Genomic DNA, 23740 nt, shown 5'->3' with positions numbered 1-23740 from the left:
ATTTTACCAAAAAAAGCTATCTTTATCGAGATAGCTTTTTTTATACCTATTATTTATTAAAACACTATGCTATGCTTTTTATAAATCCACAATGGCAAGGTTCAGGAATAACTAATGAATTAAAGATTGGCGCAGAAACTTTAAAGTTATTTTTTAAAGATCATGACTTTAAAGAGATTCCTCTTTATGAAAAAGATCTAGAGTCTCAACACAATATTATTGCATATAATTCCATTTTAAAGCAGGCCGAATTTTTCAAAACAGCCGTTATAGAAAGTAAAGCACAAAAAATCCAGACTGTTGGAGGAGATTGTGGAATTGAAATCATTCCAATCTCTTATTTGAATGAAATTTACAAGAATAATTTAGGCATAATTTGGATTGATGCACATGCAGATTTAAATACTCCAGAAAGCTCGCCAAGCAAGACATTTCACGGAATGCCTTTAAGAACGCTTCTTGGAGAAGGCAATGAAGAAATAAAAAAGCTTCTTTTCTCAAACATTAAACCTCAGCAAATATGTTTTGTAGGTTTAAGAGATTTAGATGAACCTGAAATTGAATACATAAAATTAAATAAAATACAATCTGTTTCTAAATGCGATTATGCTGCTTTAGAACATATTATCAAGCTTTATAATACTATTTATATTCATCTTGATTTAGATGTTTTGGATGAATCAGAATTTAAGTATACCATGTTTCCAACAAGTAATGGTTTTAAAATTGACGATGTTTATCATTTGATCAAAGAAATCAAACAAAAAACAAATGTAGTTGGAATGTGTATAACTGAATCGAAAGCCGCAACATTAGAACAGCTTGAACCCATTAAAAAAGTTCTTGAAGAAATTCTATTTTAATAATTAAAAAAATACTACTTATAAAATACCACCTATGATTGCATTAAATGCTGCTGAAACTACACACCATTTACAACCTTTAATTAGTGATTTAGGATTAATCCTAATGACTGCCGGAATTGCCGTTCTATTATTTAGAAGACTAAAACAGCCCTTGGTTTTAGGTTACCTGATTGCAGGATTTTTAGCCGGAAACCATTTTGATTTTTTCCCCTCTATAACTGACATGAAAAGTGTTGAAGTCTGGGCAGAAATTGGGGTTATATTTTTACTTTTCAGTTTAGGACTCGAATTCAGCTTCAAGAAACTAATGAAGGTTGGAGGGACTTCGTCTGTTACCGCAATAACACAGATTTTGTTTATGACCGTAATTGGTTATGGCGTCGGACAGTGGATGGGCTGGGGAAAAATGGATAGTATCTTCTTGGGAGCGACACTTTCTATTTCCTCTACAACCATTATTATCAGGGCTTTTGATGAATTGGGTGTGAAAGGAAAAAAATTCGTCGGAATTGTTTTCGGGGCTTTAATTGTCGAAGATATTGTAGCCATTTTGATGCTGGTCTTACTATCAACAATTGCGGTAAGCGACCAGGTTTCAGGAACTCAATTATTACAATCTGTTTTAAAATTAATTTTCTTTTTAATTATCTGGTTCTTAGGAGGAATCTTTATTATCCCAACTATTTTTAAGAAGGCAAAACATCTGATGACAGACGAAATGCTGCTTATTATTTCGTTGGCATTATGCTTAATGATGGTTATTTTTGCTTCAAATGTTGGGTTTTCTCCAGCTTTAGGAGCCTTCATCATGGGGTCTATTATTGCTGAAACTACAATGGCAGAAAAAATCGAGCATTTAATTCAGCCTGTAAAAGACTTTTTTGGTGCCGTTTTCTTTGTATCTGTCGGAATGTTAATTAATCCTGTAACGTTGGTTAATTATGCACTTCCAGTTGCCATCATTACATTATTGACCATTTTCGGAAAAGCTTTCAGTTCTTCTATTGGAGCATTGATTTCTGGTCAGCCGTTAAAACAATCTGTTCAAACCGGAATGAGTTTAGCGCAAATTGGGGAGTTTTCGTTTATTATTGCAACTCTCGGAATGACTTTAAAAGTAACTAGTGATTTCTTATACCCGATTATCGTTGCTGTATCAGCAATTACCACATTTACTACACCATTCTTAATTAAATATTCAGAGCGATTTGCTTTCTTTTTAGAATCAAAAATGCCTAAAAGATGGGTTAAAAATATCAATCGCTATAGTGTAAATGCTCAAGCGATTAAATCGGTCAGCACTTGGCAGATTGTCCTTCGTTCTTCGATTACACAAATTATCCTTCACACCATCATTATTACAGCTATTATATTATTGTCATCCAAATTTGTAGCACCATTGGTAGCCGACACCAGATTTGGAAACACTTTGGCTGCTTTGCTGACTCTAGTTGTAATTGCACCGTTTTTATGGGCGCTTTCGCTCCGTCGTGTAAAAGTTGATGAAGTCGAAGCACTTTGGGAAGAACGTAAATACCGTGGCGCACTTTTAATGCTTATTTTGATTAGAATGAGTCTTGGTTTATTCTTTGTTGGTTTTTTACTAAATATTTTCTTCTCTCCTTTGGTGGCTTTTGTAGCGCTAATTATTGCAATTGGAGCGTATCAAATATTCCCTAAAAAACTAAATGAGCAATATCATAAAATTGAAAATCACTTTTTGAAAAACCTGAACGATCGTGAAAACAAAAAGATCGACAGAAGATATGCCAATTTAATGCCTTGGGACGGCCACATGTCTTTCTTCGAAATTAAAAAAGAATCTAATCTCGTTGGGCAAACTTTACAAGAGCTAAAAATTCGTGAGCAGTTAGGAATTAATATCGCTTATATTAAAAGAGGAGATGTGACCATTCCGATTCCGACCAAGAATGAACGTTTGTTTCCAGGCGACGAAATCTGCGTAATTGGAACCGATGCCCAGATTACAGAATTCACAAAATTCTTAACCCAAAATGAAACAGAACCACCTGGTAAAGTGGAAGAAACTGACATTGTTTTACGTCAGCTTGAAGTTTCTCAAGACGAATTCATTAAAAAAAGTATCGGCCAATTTAGAGCTAAAACAGACGGAATGGTCGTAGGAATTGAACGAAACGGAAACCGTATTCTAAATCCAGAATCTAGTTTGATATTAGAAAAAAATGATATTTTGTGGGTTGTTGGAGATAAGAAAAAAATGGCCGCTTTGTTGGCGGCGAAATAAGGTTCTGAGGTGCTGAGATGCTAAGCTTCTAAGGTGCTAAGTTTTTTTTGCCACTAAGACTCTAAGTCACGAAGCTTTGTCAGGCTGAGCGAAGTCGAAGCCCGTGCACAGAAATTAAAAAAGCGCTGAGATTAATTTATAATCTCAGCGCTTTATATTTAAAAACTAAGAAGCTAAAAGCCTTAGAAGCTTAGCATCTCAGCACCTTAGTAGCTCAAAAATCATTTATTCGGCTGCGGTGTTAAACGCAAATAAGGTTTAATCGGCGTGTGTCCTTTTGGAAATTTTGCCGGAATATCGCTGTCTGGAATTGCTGGTGCAATTACGACATCTTCTCCGTCTTTCCAGTTTGCTGGAGTTGCAACGCTATAATTGGCAGTCAGTTGTAAACTGTCAATAACACGAAGTAATTCGTCAAAATTTCTTCCTGTAGAAGCAGGATACGTTAACGTTAATTTGATTTTTTTATCTGGTCCGATCACAAAAACAGAACGCACAGTAAATTTATCACTTGCATTTGGATGAAGCATATCGTATAAATTAGCTACTTTTTTATCCTCATCTGCAATGATTGGGAAATTTACTTCTGTATTTTGAGTTTCGTTAATATCTTTAATCCATTCTTTGTGTGAGTCTAAACCGTCTATACTCAAAGCAATAACCTTAGTATTTCTTTTTTTGAATTCAGGAACATAGTTCGCTACAGTTCCCAATTCAGTTGTACAAACTGGAGTAAAATCTGCTGGATGCGAAAATAAAACGCCCCAAGAATCTCCTAACCATTCGTGAAAACTAATTGGTCCTTGTGTAGTTTCTGCTTGAAAATCTGGAGCTATATCGCCTAATCTTAATGTTGACATAATTTATAGTTTTTAGTTCCTCTAAAATTAATTAAAAAATGTTTTTAGAAAACATCAAAAAATTAAAATAAAGTTAAAATTCTACTTGCTCTATATAATTAATGATTTTAGTGCTGAAATAGTAGATGAGAGAAAATATAAAGTAAAAGAATCCGAAGGATTCAAATATTTATAGCACTTAATTCCCGCCACAGATATTTGACCCCGTAGGGGTCATACTCAAAGTCAGCATAAAATTCTATAAACATTTGAATCCTTCGGATTCTAAATCAGATAAAATGTAAAACAAAATACCAGAAAGCCAATGTTATAAAAGAAATTGGAATACCGAAACCAATCATCATACTGCTCAATTTTGGTTTTAATCCGTAAGTTGAAGCTAAGATTGCACCTGTGATCATGGGCGCCATTGCAGTTTCCATCAAAGTAATTTTTATAGCTTCTGATCGTTGATTGAAAATAAAAACGTAAAGCACCATAATTATAAAAGGAACCAAAAGCAGCTTAAAGAAAAGTCCGAGACGTAAAAATTTCCAATGCTGGCTTTTTCTATCAAAAGTTAATTGCAAACCAACGGAAAGCAATGCCAACGGTGTTACCAAACTTCCAATTTTCAGCAACAAAAATTCTAGATTTTCATTCAAATTATAATCGAAAATATTCATCAGACAAGCCAAAACAAACATTAGGAATGGCGGAAACAAAATAACTTTCTTTAAAATCCCCCAACTGTTCGGACTTCCTTTAGAATAAAAAGCGGCAGTAAAAACGCCAAGTGTCGAAACCACCACAAAAGTTCCCGGCTGATCGACCAAAACAGCGGTTTCTAAACCTTTCTTTCCAAACAAAGCCTCAATAATAGGATAACCAAGAAAAGAACTATTGCTTAAACCAGCCGTCAGAATCAGACATCCGATTAATTTGTTGGACCATCCATTTCTTCTTCCTAAAAAATGAAAAAATATAAAAGCCAGAATATAAGTAATCCACCCCGCTCCTATCGGAAACAGCAATTCACTGCTCCATTTTATTTTCGGAATATGATATAAAGTTATCGCAGGAAGGCAGAAATAAATAACGATTTTATTGAGTGTCTTATAAATATGAGTAGGAAATTGTTTTACGTGCTGTAAAACCAAACCTAGCGTAAGAAAGAAAAATATTAAAAGAAAGTTGTTCATATTATAAGATCAACACAAAAATAAGTATTTAAATTTTGAGGTAAAGAATTAATTTTTAGTTAAATTAGTATTTTGTGTTACAAAAAGATGTAAATTTGTAACATATTTTATTACAGTATGATTTCAGGTAAATTTGCCATAACGATTCACATTCTTACTCTACTGCATAAATTCCCAAATGATTATTTGTCATCGGAGTTTATTGCGGGAAGTATCAATCTGAATCCTGTTTTGGTTCGAAAAGAAATTGCCAATTTAAAAGCACATCATATTGTAGAAAGTAAAGAAGGAAAAAATGGCGGTACAAAATTGGCAGTAAACGCTGCTGAACTGACTTTAAAACAAATATTCGAAATGACCTTTGAAACGATTGGTTTAGGCTTTGCAAAAAATCAGCCGAATCCTGATTGTCCTGTTGGAAAAAACATCAATCAGCATTTGGAGAATTTATACAGCGAAATGAATCAAAAAGTTAGCGCACAACTGGAAGGGATTTCATTGGAAGATTTTTCGAATCAATTTTAAAACTATTTTTTTACCCTAAACTGTAACATTTTTTATTACTAAATAAATTTATATATTATGAAAATCGCACTTATTGGAGCTACAGGATTTGTAGGCTCAGCAATTTTAAACGAATTAGCAGACAGAAAACATGAAATTACGGCTATTGCAAGAACTCCAAAAGACTCAGCAAATGCAACTTGGATTGCCGCAGATATTTTTAATGTGGATGCTTTGGCAGAAATCTTAAAAGGTCACGATGTTGTTATTAATGCTTATAACCCAGGATGGACTAACCCAAATATCTACGATGACTTTTTGAATGGTTCAAAAGCAATTCAGGAAGCGGTTAAAAAATCGGGTGTAAAACGTTTTATCACTATCGGTGGTGCAGGAAGTTTGTATGTCGCTCCAGATTTGCAAGCGGTTGATACTCCAGATTTTCCAAAAGAAATTTTCCCTGGTGCCAATGCTGCAAGACATTATTTAAATATTATTAAAGAAGAAAAAGATTTGGATTGGGCATTCTTTAGTCCTGCTTTCGAAATGCACGCTGGAACTAAAACAGGTAGAACTGGAAAATACCGTTTAGGGTTAGAAAATCCAGTTTTCAACGAGGAGCAAAGAAGTATTCTTTCTGTAGAAGATTTAGCGGTTGTAATTGCCGATGAAGTTGAAAATCCAAAACACCACCAAGTTCGTTTTACTGCTGGTTATTAATTTTTTCTAAGCTACTAAGGCGCTAAGTTTTTTTTAGCCACAAATTACACAAATTTCCACAAATTATTCTTCTGCTGATTTTGAATATAAAATTTGTGAAAATTTGTGTAATTCGTGGCTAACTTATTTTTCTCCTCATTTTGAACATAACAAATTAGTAGCAATTCGTGTAATCCGTGGCAAACTAACTTTTTGAAACTGTTTTTGTTTTCTTTACTTTTACAAGAGAAAAAAATGCTGTGTCTGATTTAAGAAAACAATCGAGTGCTTTAAATGAAAAAGCTGGGATTTCGCAACCAGAAATCACCAATATTTCGGCTATTAATGAAATTAAAACCAGACGAAGACAGCAGCCCACTTCTCAAGAATTAATTGATGGAATTTTAGACGGAAACCGAACTTCTTTGAGCCGTGCCATTACCTTAATTGAAAGTACCAATCCAGATCATTCTGAGAAAGCCAGTGAAGTTGTTCAAGGCTGTTTATCACATGCCAATAAATCGGTTCGCATTGGGATTACAGGTGTTCCAGGCGTTGGAAAAAGCACTTTTATTGAAGCCTTTGGAAAACATCTGACACAATTAGGTAAAAAAGTGGCTGTTTTGGCGGTTGATCCGAGCAGTTCGCTTTCTCATGGAAGTATTCTGGGTGACAAAACTCGAATGGAAGAATTGGTTAAAGATGAAAATGCTTTTATTAGACCAAGTGCTTCTGGCAAAACTCTGGGTGGTGTCGCACGCAAAACCCGAGAAACGATTATTCTTTGCGAGGCCGCAGGTTTTGACACTATTATTATCGAAACGGTTGGCGTTGGACAAAGCGAAACCGCAGTTCACAGTATGGTTGATTTCTTTTTGCTTTTAAAAATTTCTGGCGCAGGAGATGAACTTCAAGGCATTAAACGCGGTATTATGGAAATGGCTGATGCCATCGTAATAAATAAAGCAGATGGCGACAATATAAAAAAGGCCAATCAGGCGAAAGTGGAATTTAATCGGGCGCTGCATTTATTTCCTCCAAAAAAATCAAATTGGCAACCCAAAGTTACCACTTGCAGTTCGCTTACAAAAGACGGAATTCCTGAAGTTTGGAATACTATTTCAGATTATTTTGAATTGACAAAAGAAAGTGGATTTTTCGAAGAAAAAAGAAATGAACAAAACCATTTCTGGATGATGGAAACCATCAACGAGCAATTGAAACAAAATTTCTACAATCAACCCGAAATTATTTCACTATTAGAAGAAAGCAAAAAAGCAGTGCAAAACAATGAAATTTCATCGTTTGCAGCTGCTTCTAGTTTATTGAAATTATATTTTAATAAAGTGACAAAGTAACAAAGAAACAGAGGCACAAAGTTTTTTACTTTGTCTCTTTGCATCTCTGTTACTTTGTTACTACTTTTTCCTCAACTTATACTTGCTTTCCTTGTAAAGATTTCCAGCGGTAATGACGTGTGCTAAAGCGTCTTTTGCGAAATCTTCGTTTAGTTTTACTGGAACTAAAGTGGTATCGTTTTTAATTTCGAATTGAAGCGGTTTCAAATTCGGTTGCATGATAACGACTTGGTTTTCGACTCTAAAAGCATTGATGTCATTAAACTGCATGATAGATCTTCCTTTTACTTTCGGATCTAATTTTGTTAAATTTCGTCCTACCATTGGTGTTTCGAAAGGAAGCCCTAAATACCCCAATAATGTTGGAGGAATATCAATTTGACTTGCTAATCGATCGTAAACAGCTCCTTTTGCAACTCCAGGCCCCATAATGAATGCCGGAATATGGAATTTATTTATCGGAACTAAATTCTTCCCGTACGTTCTCGTATTATGATCAGCGATTACAATGAAAATTGTATTCTTGAAATAAGCCTCTTTTTTAGCCATCTCAAAGAACTTTCCAATAGAAAAATCGGCATATTTCATGGCGTTATTTACCGTCGCAGGCTTTTTATCGTAAGGCTTTATTCTTCCTGCCGGATATTCAAAAGGTTCATGATTTGAAGTCGAAAACATTAAAGAGAAAAATGGTTTGTCTCCTTTCGATTTAAAATACTGATTGGCTTTGGTTACCAAATCTTCATCAGAATAACCCCAAGTTCCTTTAAAGGCATATTTATTTCCATCCGATTCAAAATCTTCCTGATCTACAATATCACTGAAACCATTTCCGTTGAAGAAAGAAGCCATATTGTCAAAATTTGCCATTCCGCCATAAATGAAGCTTGTTTCGTAACCTTTTTGTTTTAATGCTTCAGCCAATGTAAAAAAGCCTTGTTGCGAGTTTCCAAGCTTTACAACACTTTCTGATGGCGAAGGTAAAAATCCTGTTACAACGGCTTCAATTCCGCGGACACTTCTAGTTCCTGTGCAATATAAATTAGTAAACAAAGTTCCTTCTTTAGACAATTTATCAAATTCTGGAGTCAGCGGTTTTCCTCCTAAGATTCCAACATATTCTGCACCTAAACTTTCCTGCAAAAAGATAACCAGATTATAAGGCTTATTTACAACAGAATCTGGCTGCTGTACATGCAAAAACGGAATATCAGCATCGGTAAAATCATTTGGAGCTGCGATCATGTATTTTTTTACACGGGCAATTGCTTCGGCTTCATCCATTTTACCGTACATCTTGGTGTTTCCTTCATTTTTGATCGAATATGCCGCAAAAGCAACCGTATAAAATGAATTTAATCCCAAAGTATTGGTTAACTGATCTGTTGAAAAAACAGCATTACTGGCATTAATTGGGCGTTTTGAAGTCAAGCTCGAACGCGCTCCAAAAAACAATAAAAAAGCAACTAATGGAAAAACCATTAATTTGAATTTATAATCTGCACTTGTGGTATAGAATAATTGTTTTCCCTTTTTGAAAGCAAAATAAATTACCACTCCCAAAATAAGGAAAGTCACAATAATAGAAGTCAGATAACTTTTTAGAAGCATTCCGACTACTTCTTTTGGATAAATAAGATAATCTAAGAAAATCTTGTTCGGGCGGGTATCGTATTGTTTTACAAAATCTGGCGAAACTAATTCTACAAAAAGAATTAGAAACAGAAATAAGAAACTGTAAATTACCAGAAATCTGTTGGTGAATTTAATCCACTTATTCGGCAGAAAAGTAATTAGCAATGCTGGAAGAAACGACAAATAACAAAGTAATATCAAATCCATTCGAAGACCGATCGGAAAAATATACCAGAAATCTGGCGTCTGCACTACTCTTTCTTTAAAAAGAAAAAATAAAAATATCCGGCTCAGAGTTGTAATCAACAATCCGATTGCAATAAAACTAAAAACCGGTTTTAAAAAACGTAAATTTTTCATTAAAATAGTATAAGAACGTAAAATCAGAAAAACAGCTTACTCTTCGTAACGGTTTATTTCTCTGTCATAAAACTCATTTGCTTTTTCAATCAAACCTTCCATTTCGGCGTTTAATTCAGCTTCGTCAAGATCTTCCGCTTCTTCTAAAAACTCCACCTCATCATCTTTCAAATTGATAATAAATCTTGGATAGTCTAGGTGAATGATAAAAATATCATCTGGAAAATCAGTATTATCTCCAAGTAAAAATTTAGGTAATTCCATGTTTATTTTTGTTTTAAATATTTCAAATTTAGCTATTTGAAACTGGATTATTAATTAATTTTTTAGTTAAATAATGAAAGCGGATGTATAGCGAAATCGCCGCAGCAGTCAAACCTGCCAAAAGTCCGATCCAAACGCCTTGCGCTTTCAATTCGGTGTGTTCGCCCAAATAATAAGAAATCGGAAAACCAATAACCCAATAAGCTACAAATGTAATGTACATTGGGACTTTTACATCTTGCAATCCGCGGAGTGCTCCTAAAACCACAACCTGAACTCCGTCAGAAATCTGGAAAACTGCCGCAATTAAAAGCAGTTTTGAGGCAATGCCAATTACTTCTTCATTATCTAAAATTTGCCCTGTATTTTCCATATTCAAGAAAATATTAGGAAGGTATTCGTGGAAAACGATAAAGAAAATAGCAAAAACGGTTTCTAAAATTATAGCAAGCAAAAAGATAGAACGCGCTACAACAATTAGTTTTTTATAATCCATCAAGCCTCTCTGGTTGCTGACACGAATCATAGAAGTCACACTTAATCCCATGGCAAACATAAAGGTAAGCGATGCCAAACTCAAAGCAATCTGATTTGCGGCCTGACTTGTTTTTCCGATATTTCCGCAAAGCCAGATCGAAGCGGTAAACAATACGACTTCAAAAAGCATCTGCATGGCAGAAGGAAATCCGATGCTGATAATCTTTTTTATGGTAGCTTTTTTAATTTCGTTAAAGCTAAAACCTTTAAAAAAGCGTTTTAAATCTTCTCTTCGCGAAAGCATGATATGCATAAACATGACCAAAAATATTCTCGAAATTACGGTTCCCAATGCTGCTCCGATAATTCCCATTTCTGGAAAAATCCAAATTCCGTAAATTAAAACATAGTTTATAGCCACGTGAAGTACGTTTGCCATTACCATTGCGTACATCGAATATTTGGTTAGCGACATTCCGTCTGCAAATTGCTTATACCCTTGATACATTACTAACGGAATCAAAGAAAAAGCAACCCATCCTAAATAAGGTTTTGCAAGCACAATAACATCTGCCGGTTGGTTTAGCAATTCCATAATCGGTTTTGCAAACATGATTACGGTAAAAAGCACCAAGCCTAAAATAGTGCATAAAAATAACCCGTGATGAAAAGCAGATCTAATTTTAGTATCATTTTTCTCTGCATCTCCTTCGGCAACAATTGGCGTAATCGCTGTAGAAAACCCGATCCCTAAAGACATTGCTATAAAAATCATACTGTTGCCAAGTGAAACTGCCGCCAACTCCGTGCTTCCGATTTTACCAACCATTATGTTATCGACAATACCAATTAAGGTATGTCCGACCATACCCAAAATCACGGGATATGCCAGTCTTAAATTATACGAAAACTCTTTGGTGTACTGCTTTAAATTCACTTGTATTCTATTTTAGTCGGCAAAGATAGTCAGAAGCTTCGAATTCTATCCTATCAATAAAAATATATCCCGATTTTAAGACAAAAATAAGACGAAGTCAATATTATGTAACGATTTTTAAAAATTGTATAACAAACACCAAACGCCTTCCCTATAATTTTACATCATAGAAATTTCAAAAATATAAGCCATGAAAAAATTACAGATGTTATGCCTAGCTGCGTTCACAATTTTATTTGCCAACACGACTTTCGCTCAAGAAACAGAAGCGACAAATTACGATCAGGGTTTTAGATTAGGTTTCGGAGTAAATGGAGGAATTCCAACCGACAACGATTATGACTGGTCTCTGGGTGGAGATGTACGTTTACAGTACGATCTTTCTAAAAAAACATCATTAACCTTAACAACGGGATTTACAAATTTATTTATGGGGAAAGATGACCTTGGAAATGACATAAAAGATCTTGGATTTATTCCGGCCAAAGCGGGTTTTAAAGCTTTTGTTTTAAAAGATCAATTTTATGTTTTAGGTGAACTTGGAGCTGGTTTTGCAGTAACAAACGGTTACAACCAAACCACTTTTTTATGGGCACCAGGTATTGGATATGCCAACAAGTACATCGATCTAAGTGTTCGTTACGAAGATTATCATGACTTTAGAACCAATCAAGTAGCATTGCGTGTTGCTTACGGTTTTAAACTATAAAAAATAGGTTTAATTTATTATTTTGTTTTTGGTAAAAACCCGACAGTCTGAGGAGTCTGTCGGGTTTTTTAATTTTAGATTGTGGATTTTAGATTTTAGATTAGAAACCTATCAGGTTTAACTATCCACCGATTTTGGAATCTAAAATTTATTTTCACAAAAAGGAATAAAATTATCTAATTGACAAATTATCTCAATTATCTACTTCTCTCCCAATTCCTTTTTATACAACTCGATATGTATTGCGGTTTTTTCGTCTAATTCTGGCTCTTTAATATCGGTATGCTTTTTCATTTCTTCCCAAATAATTTTAGCCACAATATAACGCGACATCTCTTTATCATCGGCAGGAACAATATACCAAGGCGCATGTGGTGTCGAAGTGCTGTTGATCGCTTCTTCGTAATATTTCATGTAATCATCCCAATAACCGCGTTCTTTTAAATCTCCAGGCGAAAACTTCCAATTGTGTTTTTCCTCTTCCAAACGTCGCAATAAACGCTGACGCTGTTCTTCTTTGCTCAAATGGAGATAAAACTTCATGACAATTGTTCCGTTTTGGCAAATATGTTTTTCAAAATTGTTAATCTGCTCAATTCTGTTTTGCCAAAATTCTGGCGTAATGTCATCTACAGAATTGATGTCTGGTAAATTTTCTGCCAAAATATATTCAGGATGCACGCGTGTTACGAGAACATTTTCATAATGCGTTCTGTTAAAAATGCCAAATTTCCCTTTTTCTGGAAGCGCAATATAGTGTCGCCACAAATAATCATGTTCCAATTCTGTTGAATTTGGTGTTTTAAAACTATGCACCACCACCCCACGCGGATTAAATTCTTTAAAAACTTCTCGAATCAAACTATCTTTTCCCGAAGTATCCATTCCCTGCAGACAAATCAAAACGCTGTACTTATTATGCGCATACATCACATCTTGCAAATCGCTTAATTTGGCTTGAACTTTATCCAGTTTTTCTTCCTTTTCTTCATCATCGGCTTCTATGTTTAATAAAGTTGGAATGTCTTTCAATTTAATTTTTTCAATAACTTTAAAATCTTTCGGGTCTATTGATTTCATATCTTTTTCATTTTTTGTCTTATAAATATAGTAATTTTACGAATCCCGATTGCTATCGGGACTGCTATTCATTGCAATACTTTTCAAAACAACATTCATGGAAAAATTCACCTTAGAAATACTATTTCAAATTATCGGAATCGGTTCAGCATCTGGATTATTTTACAACAATGACGCACTTTACGTAATTGGTGACAACAGCGGATTCTTGTACGAATACAATATGCAGAGTAAACTATTGAATCAGCATGCTTTAATTGATAACCCAACTGCAAATATTCCGAAAAACCTGAAACCCGATTTTGAATCTTTAACACATCATAACGACACGCTTTATGTTTTTGGTTCGGGTTCTACCGAAAACCGAAACAAAATGATTGAGTTTGATATTAAATCTAAAACGGTTTTACAAAAAAATAACTTAGTCGATCTATATGCTGTAATGCAGAATTTTGGAGAAATAAAACCCGAAGATTTTAATCTGGAAGGTGCTATTTTTGATGGCGAAAACTGGTATTTATTCAATCGCGGAAATGGTATTTCTAATAAAAACACGATTTTTACGATTCACTCTAAAAATCTCGGAGAAGAATTTGCGCTGATTTCTGTTAACTACAAACTCCCAAAAATAAAAGGCGTTCGCTCTAGTTTTACCGATGCCGTTTTAGTCGACGATAAAATTTATTTTCTTTCAACTGCAGAAGACACTAAATCGACTTACGACGATGGCGAAATCTTAGGAAGTTTCATCGGAAGAATTGATGTAAAAACCATGAAAATAGATTTCACTCAAAAAATTACCTCAACTAATAAATTTGAAGGCCTGACTTTATTCAAAAAAGAAAACAACAAAATCGAGTTTTTGCTTTGTGAAGACAATGATACAGAACTTTTGGAAACTAAGATTTATAAATTGGCGTTGCCGGTTAAATAAAATTCCAATAAAAAAATTCCAAATTCCAATTTTTGGGGTTTCGCAGAGATTCACAGAATAAACACAGAGATGCACAAAGATTTTTGCTCTCGCAGATTTCGCAGATCAGACAGATTTTTTATTATCTGCTAAATCTCCAAAATCTGCGAGAGAAAAATTCGTGTAAGTGAAGGCAAAAATTTCAACGAAAGAAAATTTGTGCAATTCGTGTAATTCGTGGCGAAAAAAAACGTAGCAAACAAAACGTTAGACGCACTGCGGTGCGTCTCTACGAAAAACCTATGAACCTTTGTAACTTTGTCTCTTTGAACCTTAAAAAAAATATTTTAATATTTTTTTCACCCCTGTCCCAACCTTTTTATCTTTTTATCTCTCTATATAAGAAAGACAACAATTGTGATAAACGAGACTCAAATAGCAAACTGTAAAAAAATGCACCGCGATGCCCAGCGCGAGGTGTACGAATACATGGCGCCTAAGTTGTACCGCCTTTGCAAAAGATATTTAAAAAAGGAAGAAGAAATCGAAGAAGCGCTAGCCGATGCCTTCTTTACTATTTTCACCAAACTAGATCAGTTAAAAGAGGCTTATGCTTTTGAAGCTTGGGCTCGACGAATAACTGTAAATCATTGTTTGGCGTCAATTAGAAAAGCAACCAACTTTAATATGTATCTCGACGACGTAAAGCTGATTTCTCAGCCTTCTGTCGACGAATTAAATACATTGGAAGAAGAAGATTTACTTAATTTATTAAACCATATTCCAGACGGCTGTAAAACTATTTTTAACCTTTTTGTTATTGAAGGTTACTCTCATAAAGAAATAGCCGAAATGCTGAAGATTTCTGAAGGCACCTCAAAATCACAATTGAATGCCGCTAAGACCAAACTGAAAGAACTGGTTAATAAACTGTATTATCAAAAAGCAAAATAGTCATGGACAATCAAGATAAATTATTCGATAAAATAAAAGAAGCTTCGCAAAAAGCCGAGTTTCAAGACTTTCCAGGAATGGAAAAGGTCTGGTCGCGCGTTGAAGAAAAACTGGACAAAAAAGAAGATAAAAAAACAATTTCTCTATGGAAAAAAATCGCTGTTGCGGCTTCTCTCCTTTTACTTGTTTCATTAGGCTATCAGTTTTTACATTCAGATAAAGAATTGGAAAACGAAACTCCAAAAGTAGTTTTAGAAGAAAAAGAAATTAAACAGCCCGAAAAACCAATTTTAAACGATAAAGCTATAACTACGTCTCCAGATTCTGGAATTGTTTCTAACGAAGAAGCGGTTAAGATTTTAGAAAAACAGACCAAAAGCAAAGAACGAGTTGCAGTTCAAGAAGTACTAGTTCCGCAGGCAGAACCTGTTCAATCTGCGCCAGCGCCAAAAATAGACGCAGAAGTTGTCGTAACTGCAAATGCTCGTAAAAATGAATATTATGAAGAAGATAATAATCTTTCAAAAAAAGATGCTGCTGCAGAAAGAGAATACTCAGAAGTTAAAGTAATGGAATCTGCTAGAGTTGCTTATTCTGCCGCACCATCAGCACAAAAAGCGAAGAAAAATCCACCTTTGGTAGTCTTTAACGGGAACGCAATTGCCCACAGTGACGATGCCAAAAAAGACAAAATGATGCAGGCAGAAATGTCGAATTTCCAGCCCGAAAATGTTGATTCTCTAGTTGTTTTAGATGAACCTCTTTACATTATCGATGGCATTTATTATTCTGAACAAGATCTTTTTGGCAAAAACCCTACGAGTCCGTATGCGCCATTGGATAAACAGGAAATAAAAACAATAACCGTTTTGCAAGATCTTGAAGCCACTTCGAAATATGGCGAAAAAGGTAAAAAAGGAGTTGTCATAATCACTACTAAAAACGGAAAACCAGCTCCGAAAAAATAATCTTACGCTTTGTCAAAGTCTGCAGCTTTGACAAAGCAAAATCAAAACATTAATTTTTAAAACTTATTATCATGAAAAGTCTAAAACTTATTTCATCAGCCATTGCTATGCTTATATGTTTCGTAACCATGGCGCAAGAAAGAACAATTACTGGAATCATTTCAGACGAAAATAAACAACCGCTTCCAGGTGTAACTATTATCAACCAGACCTCAAAAGCCAACACTCAAACCGATTTTGATGGAAAATATAGCATTCAGGCAAAAACAGGAGATATGCTAGTTATCACTTTTATTGGTTATAAAACCCAAAGACAAAAAGTTCAAAACTCCAATATCATTAATATAAAAATGCTTCCAGAAATGGCAAGCTTGCAAGAAGTTGTCGTTGTTGGCTATGGCAGAAGTGATTCGGAGTACGAAGATCGAAGTTATGCGCGCACTGAAAGAAAAGCAAAGAAAATGGTTCAGGCAGAAATGGTTCGAGGATATACGGCTGGAATTCAAGTGCAAAGTAGCGCCAATTATATGCCAAGTCCAATTGTGATTCGCGGAAACGCCAATATTACTCCAAAAAACGAACCGATGTATATTATTGATGGAGTACCTGCAAAGGCCAATCAAATGTCAAAAATTAATCCGAATGATATTGATAATGTTTCTGTTTTAAAAGATCAAGCAGCGACCTCAGTTTACGGAAGCAGAGCCACTAATGGCGTTGTGATTATTTCAACAAAAAATGAACTTTACAAAAATCTTTCAGAAAAAGAATTGGACAAAAAATTAAATATCATGCCAATTCCAACAGAACCGACTCAAGAAGATTACGACGCTTTTGTTGAAAATGCTTTCGAAAGTCCAAAAACGGCACCGCTTTCTACATTTTCTATAGATGTTGACAATGCTTCTTACACTAATGTTAGACGATTTTTAAATAATGGACAGCAAGTTCCGAAAGATGCCGTTCGTGTAGAAGAAATGGTGAATTTCTTTAAATACACATATCCACAGCCAAAAAATGAGCATCCGTTTTCTATAAATACAGAAGTAAGCGACTCGCCTTGGAATTCAAAAAATAAAATCTTGAAAATTGGTTTGCAAGGAAAAAATATTCCAACCGAAAATTTACCTGCTTCAAACCTCGTTTTCTTAATTGATGTTTCGGGTTCTATGAGCGATATGAACAAATTGCCTTTATTAAAACAATCCTTGAAAATTTTAGTTAACGAATTAAGACCAAAAGACAAAGTTGCAATTGTTGTATACGCAGGCGCAGCAGGAATGGTTTTGCCTCCAACTTCTGGCGACGAGAAAAAAACAATTATTGATGCACTAGATAAATTGCAATCTGGAGGAAGCACTGCGGGCGGGGCCGGAATTGAATTGGCATACAAAAAGGCAACAGAAAATTTTATTAAAGGCGGAAACAATCGTGTAATTCTAGCAACAGACGGCGACTTTAACGTAGGTAGTTCTTCTAATTCTGATATGGAAAAACTGATTGAAGAAAAAAGAAAAACGGGCGTTTTCTTGACTTGTTTGGGTTACGGAATGGGAAATTACAAAGACAGCAAAATGGAAATCTTAGCCGATAAAGGAAACGGAAACTATGCCTACATCGATAATATTCAGGAGGCAAATCGTTTTCTTGGAAAAGAATTTAAAGGTTCGATGTTTGCTATCGCGAAAGATGTAAAAATTCAGATCGAATTTAATCCGAAACAAGTTCAAGCGTATCGTTTGATTGGTTACGAAAACAGAAAACTTCGTCCAGAAGATTTTAAAAATGATGCCATTGATGCTGGAGAATTAGGAAGCAATCATACGGTTACGGCTTTGTATGAAATTATTCCAGCTGGTGTAAAAAGCGATTATTTAGCCGAACAGCCAGATGATTTAAAATATACTAAAGCAGAACCTAATTCGAATAATTACAGCAATGAATTGGCAACCATAAAATTCCGTTACAAAAAACCTGATGGAGAAAAAAGCATCGAAATGGTTCAGATAATCGAAAACAAATCTGCTGCTTTAGAAAAAGCCAGCGACGATATGAAATTCAGTTCTGCCGTTGCTTGGTTCGGATTGAAATTGAGAGATTCAAAATTAATTTCAAATAAATCTTCTAATGATATTGCGGTTTTGGCTAAACAAGGTTTATCAAATGATATCGATGGTTATAAAGCTGAGTTTATTAGATTGGTAGAAACTTCAAAACAGTTTAATTAATTTTTCAAGACATAGAATAATAGATTTTAGATAATCTACAAAGGCATTTTACTTTTATTAATTCACATAGCCAAGAAAGATCTTTGTCAAAGTTTTATAGCTTTTGATAAAGATTTTTTTCCTTTAAGATCAGAAAACACTGTACCTATGAGGAATCCCTCAAAACATTTCATAAATATTTTTTTACATTTGATTTTTTATTTACACAAATTTATTTTACACACGTATGAATCCTATTTTAAGCCAAAATCTATTTTTAGTAAAAGAACATGTCGGAATGTTTAAAGCTGCAAACAATTACGATATTTACCATCCAGAAACCAATCAAATCATTATGAATTGCAGAGAAAACAATCTTGGTTTTTTCACTAAAGTATTCCGATTTACAGATTATAAAAGAGCTACTCCATTTAATGTTGAAATTACAACTGCTGATGGCGAAAAGTTAATTACGGTAAGAAGAGGCGTTGCCATATTCAGATCGACAGTAGAAGTTTTAGACGAAAAAGATCGTTTGATCGGAACTTTCAAACAAAAATTCTTTTCTATTGGAGGAAGATTTGAAATTATGGACAAAAATGAAAAACCAGTTGCAACACTTCAAGGAAAATGGACGGGTTGGGATTTTAAATTTTCTCACGAAGGAAAACAGCTTGCTCAAGTAAATAAAAAATGGGCAGGATTAGGAAAAGAGTTTTTTACGAGCGCAGATAATTATGCACTTCAAATTGAAGATACCGTTGCAGCTGACAGTCCGTTGAGACAGTTGATTTTAGGAGCTGTAATGTGTATTGACATGGTTTTGAAAGAATAACCGAAAGTTGTTAAACTTAGATTAAGAATATATTTTAAAGCATCATTTTAGTTTTCAAAAGCTTATTTTTGTAAGACTTATAATGATGCTTTCTGCATTTCTAAAAATTACCATCATGACCGACTTAAAAAATAAAAACGCCTTTATTACTGGCGCAGGAAAAGGAATAGGAAAAGCTGTGGCAATTGCTTTGGCAAAAGAAGGTGTAAACCTGATTTTAGTTTCAAGAACTCAAAAAGACGTTGAACAATTGGCTGACGAAGCTTCGAATTTAGGCGTAAAAGCTTTGGCTTTATCTGCTGACGTTTCTGATATTAATTCTATCAACAAAGCCGTAGAACAAGCTTTAGCCCAATTTAAACACATTGACATTTTAATTAACAGCGCCGGAATTGCTTCTTTTGGAAAATTCTTAGAACTGGAACCAGAAGCTTGGGAAAGAATTATTCAGGTAAATTTAATGGGAACGTATTACACTACTCGTGCTATTATTCCAAACATGATCGAAAGACAGACTGGAGATATTATCAATATTTCGTCTACCGCTGGTTTAAACGGAAATGCATTGACAAGTGCTTACAGTGCTTCTAAATTTGCTGTTTTAGGTTTAACCGATTCTTTGATGCAGGAAATGAGAAAACACAATATTCGTGTTACGGCTTTAACGCCAAGTACTGTTGCAACCGATATGGCAAAAGACTTAAACCTTACTGACGGAAATCCAGAGAAAGTAATGCAGTCTGAAGATATGGCAGATTTAATTATCGCGCAATTAAAATTAAACCGAAGAGTGTTTATTAAAAACAGCAGTATTTGGTCGACGAATCCTTAAAATAAATTCCAAATTTTTAAATTCCAAATTCCAATTTGTCTAACTTTAAGATTTGGGATTTGGAATTTAAATTGGAATTTGGGATTTTAAATAAATTGGAATTTAAAAAAATATGGAACAATATTTAAGACAATTGGTCGAAATAGAATTTCAGGATAAGAAAGAGATCTTTACGGGTTTTCTTATTGATTATTCTGACGAATGGATTTTGCTTCGAAATAATCCTGTAGACTTTATTTTGGATGGTTTTGTTATTCTTAGAAATAAGAACATTGAAGCTGTAAACCGAGATCATGATTTGGCCTTTACCGAAAAAGTAATTCGTTTGAAAGGTCTAAAAATCAATTCAGATGACATTATTCCGATCAAAGATTTGGCTTCAATCATTAAATTTATTTCTGAGAAATACGGCATTTTTCAAATTGCAAAAAAATCGTCTAAATCTGCTTATCTAGGAAAATTAATAGAATTGACAGATGAAGAATTGACGATTAATTTTATTGACATTCGAGGTCAATTTGGCGGAGAATTGGATTTTAATCCTGAAAAAATTCGCGTTATCGAATTTGATACCGATTATATTAATTCTTTGAAATTGGTGGTTGGGGAAAAGGAGTAATTTTTTATTTCGCAGAGATACGCTAAGTTTTCACAGAGACACACAGAGGATTTTATATAAAACGACAAAGCTCTTTATTAAATTAAAGAGCTTTGTCGTTTTTTTGTCATTTCTTCTTTTTTGGAAAAATGACAAACTGTATGTCTAAACTTTGCGTGAGACGCACTGCTGTGCGCCTTGACAATATTGTAATCTATAATAATCTTTGCAAAAAAATTAGTGTATCTCTGAGAATTCTCTGCGAATCTCTGCGAAACAAAAATCTAAACCTCAGCCAGCTTATTCAAAAACTCCAAACGAACACTTCCGTCTTCGTCGATTTTCGTTAAGTTGATTTCTTGTAAAGTATTTACTAGTTCAGGATTCCAAGGTGTTTTTACTTTTACGTAATTCTCTGTAAATCCGTGAATATAACCTTCTTTATTTTCTCCTTCAAAAAGAACCGTTCTGTTGGTTCCCAATTGGCTTTCATAAAAAGCACGGCGTTTTTTTACTGATAATCCGCGAAGCATTTTACTTCTTTTTGCTCTTACATTTGAAGGAACAACACCTTCCATATCTGCCGCTTCTGTATTATCTCTTTCAGAATAGGTGAAAACGTGTAAATATGAAATATCTAATTCGTTTAAGAAATGATACGTTTCTAAAAAGTGTTCGTCTGTTTCTCCAGGAAAACCAACAATTACGTCAACACCAATACAAGCGTGTGGCATTACTTCGCGAATTTTGTTTACACGATCAATATAAACTTCACGCAAATAACGGCGTTTCATTAATTTTAAAATATCATTGCTTCCCGACTGTAGCGGAATATGAAAATGCGGCACAAAAGTGCGGCTTTTAGAAACAAATTCGATCGTTTCGTTTTTCAATAAATTTGGTTCAATAGACGAAATTCTTAAACGTTCAATTCCTTCTACTTTGTCTAAAGCTTGAACTAAATCTAAGAAAGTATGTTCGTGTTTTTTATTTCCAAACTCCCCTTTTCCGTAATCACCGATATTTACACCAGTCAAAACAATCTCGCGAATATTCTGAGCTGAAATTTCTTTGGCATTTTTTAATACATTTTCTAAAGCATCACTTCTCGAAATTCCACGTGCTAACGGAATGGTGCAATATGTACATTTATAATCGCAGCCGTCTTGGACTTTCAAAAAGGCACGTGTACGATCACCGATAGAATAACTTCCTACGTAGAAATCCGCTTCGGCAATTTCGCACGAGTGAACTTCACCCATATCATTTTTACTCAAATCATGAATATAGTCTGTGATTTTGAATTTTTCTGTTGCACCCAAAACCAAGTCAACACCATCAACAGCCGCCAATTCCTCTGGTTTTAATTGCGCATAACAGCCAACTGCAGCAACAAAAGCTTTTTCGTTAAGCTTCATTGCTTTTCTTACTACCTGCTTAAACTGCTTATCTGCATTTTCTGTTACAGAGCAAGTATTAATGACATAAATATCTGCTATTTCTTCAAAATCGACGCGGTCAAAACCTTCGTCATTAAAATTTCTGGCAATTGTAGAAGTCTCTGAAAAATTCAGTTTACAACCCAGCGTATAAAAGGCAACTTTCTTTCTATTTTCCATAATCTGTCTTAAATTAATGAAATCGTTGTCAAAAAATTTAAGGCTGCAAATTTACAAACAATATTCATCAAAAGAAAGCGATTAATTCACTTCCAATCAATAATTTGCATTAATGTTAATTTAGAAACATTCAAAAGTTAATCTTTTTACTTTTTTTTTTCGAATAAGAAAGCACTCGTATTTTTAACATTTTAACATTCTGATAAGAATAAAATGACAAAATAATCGACTAAAAGCAAATTTTATCGATTAAGTACATTTTTTTCGATTATAAATTCAAAATTTCTTACATTTACCATTGTTATGAATCTTGTTAGCAATAAATTCATATTAAAGAATTTTAATAAGCTTTAATTAATTTAATAATAATTCGGGCATAACAATTTTGAATTTTACTCGTTATGTTGTTGTTTTGTGTTACAAAATGAAATGGGAAAGCCGAAAACCAAAGAGAGTAGGCAAAATTAAAATACAAATACCACGCTTTATGAAAGCATTTTTACCCACGATCTGCTTGATGTTCTTAACCCTATTTAGTTCGCAAGCGCAAACTAATGCTCCAGCCGCAAACGCAAATCCGTTCCCTACAATTAGTACATTGACGACTTGGGCAAGCTTTAACTCACAACAGCAATTTGATGTTGCTATTCGTGCAGTTGGGTTTAAGTTTGAAGTTAAAGAACCAGGTGAAGGATCTACAGCTTATACCTACATTCGTAAAGTAACTGTTAACGAAGTAAACTACACGGACAGAATTGTATACAGAATTACAAACAACAATTCTGCAAGTATCATTTCTTTAGTAACTGCTTCTACTGACTTGGTTAGTTTATACACACCACAATTGGCTAGCTTTAAAAACAACAACTGTAAAACAGAAATGTCTAAAGACAAAAACACAACTTGCAGCTGTTACGAAAGCGCAAATTTTGCAATCGATCTTTGCGACGAGCGTGTAAAATTAACTATGGGTGACGGAAATAAATATTTTGTTTCTGTAGCAAAAAAATAATATTTTAACTCTGATTTGTTTCCAAATCTTTACTGACTTTTAAGTATGTAAAGATTTGGAATACATTTCTTAGTTTGAGTTTGGATTTTTGAGTTCGTACCAAACTTCTAATTCTTCCTGATAAGTAAAAGAATTCACAAAATGGAAACCTAATTTTTCGAGAATCTTTCTTGAGTTTTCATTTCCAGCATCTGCGTAAGCATAAAGTGCTTCAACTTTCATTTCATTAAATGCGTAATCTACAAAAGCTTTTCCTGCTTCAGACGCATATCCTTTTCCCCAATGTTTTTCGATAAAACGATATCCTAATTCATAGAAATTTTTATGATTATTGATTTCGTCTGTAATAAATTTAATTCCAGACCAGCCAATAAATTCATTTGTGTCTTTTAATACAACAGCCCATCTTCCAGTCCCGAAATCTTTGTATTGTTTTTGAACAAACTTGATATATTCAATACTTTCTTCAATATGTTTTACGGGTTTATTTCCAACAAACAAATGCACATTTGGATTCGAATCCAATTCAAACATGCCTTCTGCATCAGAAAGCAACATCTCTCTTAAAATCAAACGTTCTGTTTCAATTGGCTTTTTCATCTCTTT

At 34.2% G+C, this 23740-nt stretch carries 22 protein-coding genes; 14 read left to right on the top strand and 8 right to left on the bottom strand.

What is annotated here, in order from left to right; all coding sequences use genetic code 11:
- Positions 1–71 precede the first annotated feature (71 nt).
- Together AC3E9W_RS05455 and AC3E9W_RS05450 are read left to right on the top strand one after the other, a co-directional pair.
- A complete protein-coding gene (locus AC3E9W_RS05455; protein WP_488767368.1) occupies positions 72–863 on the top strand; it encodes an arginase family protein in 792 nt (263 codons plus the stop codon).
- Between the two features lie 34 nt (positions 864–897).
- Positions 898–3132 carry a cation:proton antiporter gene (locus tag AC3E9W_RS05450; RefSeq protein ID WP_488767366.1) on the top strand — a complete coding sequence of 745 codons (2235 nt, stop codon included), beginning with the start codon at positions 898–900 and terminating at the stop codon, positions 3130–3132.
- Between the two features lie 221 nt (positions 3133–3353).
- Here the strand turns inward: AC3E9W_RS05450 and AC3E9W_RS05445 are convergent, their stop codons facing one another.
- Complete coding sequence (locus tag AC3E9W_RS05445) at positions 3354–3992, bottom strand: peroxiredoxin (protein ID WP_488767364.1); 639 nt, start codon at positions 3990–3992, stop codon at positions 3354–3356.
- Between the two features lie 269 nt (positions 3993–4261).
- Positions 4262–5173, bottom strand: coding sequence for an AEC family transporter (locus AC3E9W_RS05440; protein ID WP_488767362.1), 912 nt, complete (start codon positions 5171–5173; stop codon positions 4262–4264).
- A 117-nt stretch (positions 5174–5290) separates the two neighbouring features.
- Here AC3E9W_RS05440 and AC3E9W_RS05435 point away from each other — a divergent pair, with 117 nt between their 5' ends.
- The 3 genes from AC3E9W_RS05435 to meaB all read left to right on the top strand — a co-directional run bounded on the left by AC3E9W_RS05435 (position 5291) and on the right by meaB (position 7734).
- Positions 5291–5698 (top strand): RrF2 family transcriptional regulator, encoded by a 408-nt coding sequence (locus AC3E9W_RS05435; RefSeq protein ID WP_113679775.1) that lies wholly within the window; start codon positions 5291–5293, stop codon positions 5696–5698.
- A 57-nt stretch (positions 5699–5755) separates the two neighbouring features.
- A complete protein-coding gene (locus AC3E9W_RS05430) occupies positions 5756–6397 on the top strand; it encodes an NAD(P)-dependent oxidoreductase (protein WP_488767360.1) in 642 nt (213 codons plus the stop codon).
- 239 nt (positions 6398–6636) lie between these two features.
- A complete protein-coding gene (meaB, locus tag AC3E9W_RS05425; RefSeq protein WP_488767359.1) occupies positions 6637–7734 on the top strand; it encodes a methylmalonyl Co-A mutase-associated GTPase MeaB in 1098 nt (365 codons plus the stop codon).
- Between the two features lie 60 nt (positions 7735–7794).
- Here meaB and AC3E9W_RS05420 read toward each other — a convergent pair whose 3' ends face one another.
- Genes AC3E9W_RS05420 through AC3E9W_RS05410 form a run of 3 tightly spaced genes read right to left on the bottom strand, consistent with a single transcriptional unit; the run spans position 7795 to position 11407 of the window.
- Positions 7795–9729, bottom strand: coding sequence for an LTA synthase family protein (locus AC3E9W_RS05420; protein WP_488767358.1), 1935 nt, complete (start codon positions 9727–9729; stop codon positions 7795–7797).
- A 36-nt stretch (positions 9730–9765) separates the two neighbouring features.
- A complete protein-coding gene (locus AC3E9W_RS05415) occupies positions 9766–9993 on the bottom strand; it encodes a DUF8828 family protein (RefSeq protein ID WP_072973177.1) in 228 nt (75 codons plus the stop codon).
- A 28-nt stretch (positions 9994–10021) separates the two neighbouring features.
- A complete protein-coding gene (locus AC3E9W_RS05410; protein ID WP_306156198.1) occupies positions 10022–11407 on the bottom strand; it encodes an MATE family efflux transporter in 1386 nt (461 codons plus the stop codon).
- Positions 11408–11597: 190 nt separating this feature from the next.
- On the opposite strand from AC3E9W_RS05410, the gene AC3E9W_RS05405 reads away from it, so the two are divergent.
- The gene (locus tag AC3E9W_RS05405) at positions 11598–12116 is read left to right on the top strand and encodes a hypothetical protein (protein ID WP_306156199.1); all 519 of its coding nucleotides are present in this window, start codon (positions 11598–11600) and stop codon (positions 12114–12116) included.
- Positions 12117–12317: 201 nt separating this feature from the next.
- Here AC3E9W_RS05405 and AC3E9W_RS05400 read toward each other — a convergent pair whose 3' ends face one another.
- Positions 12318–13196, bottom strand: coding sequence for a PPK2 family polyphosphate kinase (locus AC3E9W_RS05400; protein WP_488767355.1), 879 nt, complete (start codon positions 13194–13196; stop codon positions 12318–12320).
- A 97-nt stretch (positions 13197–13293) separates the two neighbouring features.
- On the opposite strand from AC3E9W_RS05400, the gene AC3E9W_RS05395 reads away from it, so the two are divergent.
- From AC3E9W_RS05395 to AC3E9W_RS05365, 7 genes are all read left to right on the top strand, one after another.
- Positions 13294–14130 carry a DUF6929 family protein gene (locus tag AC3E9W_RS05395; RefSeq protein WP_488767353.1) on the top strand — a complete coding sequence of 279 codons (837 nt, stop codon included), beginning with the start codon at positions 13294–13296 and terminating at the stop codon, positions 14128–14130.
- Between the two features lie 432 nt (positions 14131–14562).
- Complete coding sequence (locus AC3E9W_RS05390; RefSeq protein ID WP_306156206.1) at positions 14563–15063, top strand: RNA polymerase sigma factor; 501 nt, start codon at positions 14563–14565, stop codon at positions 15061–15063.
- 2 nt (positions 15064–15065) lie between these two features.
- A complete protein-coding gene (locus AC3E9W_RS05385; protein ID WP_488767352.1) occupies positions 15066–16031 on the top strand; it encodes a hypothetical protein in 966 nt (321 codons plus the stop codon).
- A 71-nt stretch (positions 16032–16102) separates the two neighbouring features.
- On the top strand, positions 16103–18259 hold the full coding sequence (locus AC3E9W_RS05380; protein WP_488767350.1) for a vWA domain-containing protein: 2157 nt from the start codon (positions 16103–16105) through the stop codon (positions 18257–18259).
- A gap of 226 nt (positions 18260–18485) precedes the next feature.
- A complete protein-coding gene (locus AC3E9W_RS05375; RefSeq protein ID WP_488767348.1) occupies positions 18486–19073 on the top strand; it encodes an LURP-one-related family protein in 588 nt (195 codons plus the stop codon).
- Between the two features lie 115 nt (positions 19074–19188).
- Complete coding sequence (locus AC3E9W_RS05370) at positions 19189–19905, top strand: 3-ketoacyl-ACP reductase (RefSeq protein WP_306156209.1); 717 nt, start codon at positions 19189–19191, stop codon at positions 19903–19905.
- A gap of 112 nt (positions 19906–20017) precedes the next feature.
- Positions 20018–20524 (top strand): hypothetical protein, encoded by a 507-nt coding sequence (locus AC3E9W_RS05365; protein ID WP_488767346.1) that lies wholly within the window; start codon positions 20018–20020, stop codon positions 20522–20524.
- Positions 20525–20787: 263 nt separating this feature from the next.
- Here AC3E9W_RS05365 and mtaB read toward each other — a convergent pair whose 3' ends face one another.
- The gene (mtaB, locus tag AC3E9W_RS05360; protein WP_488767344.1) at positions 20788–22122 is read right to left on the bottom strand and encodes a tRNA (N(6)-L-threonylcarbamoyladenosine(37)-C(2))-methylthiotransferase MtaB; all 1335 of its coding nucleotides are present in this window, start codon (positions 22120–22122) and stop codon (positions 20788–20790) included.
- Positions 22123–22609: 487 nt separating this feature from the next.
- Here mtaB and AC3E9W_RS05355 point away from each other — a divergent pair, with 487 nt between their 5' ends.
- Positions 22610–23134 (top strand): hypothetical protein, encoded by a 525-nt coding sequence (locus tag AC3E9W_RS05355; RefSeq protein ID WP_125723368.1) that lies wholly within the window; start codon positions 22610–22612, stop codon positions 23132–23134.
- 69 nt (positions 23135–23203) lie between these two features.
- Here AC3E9W_RS05355 and AC3E9W_RS05350 read toward each other — a convergent pair whose 3' ends face one another.
- Complete coding sequence (locus AC3E9W_RS05350) at positions 23204–23734, bottom strand: GNAT family N-acetyltransferase (RefSeq protein WP_488767342.1); 531 nt, start codon at positions 23732–23734, stop codon at positions 23204–23206.
- Positions 23735–23740: the final 6 nt, after the last annotated feature.

This window comes from Flavobacterium sp. 38 (assembly GCF_057799715.1).
The sequence above is the reverse complement of the archived record's forward strand: the minus strand, read 5'-3'. Positions and strand labels throughout refer to the sequence as shown.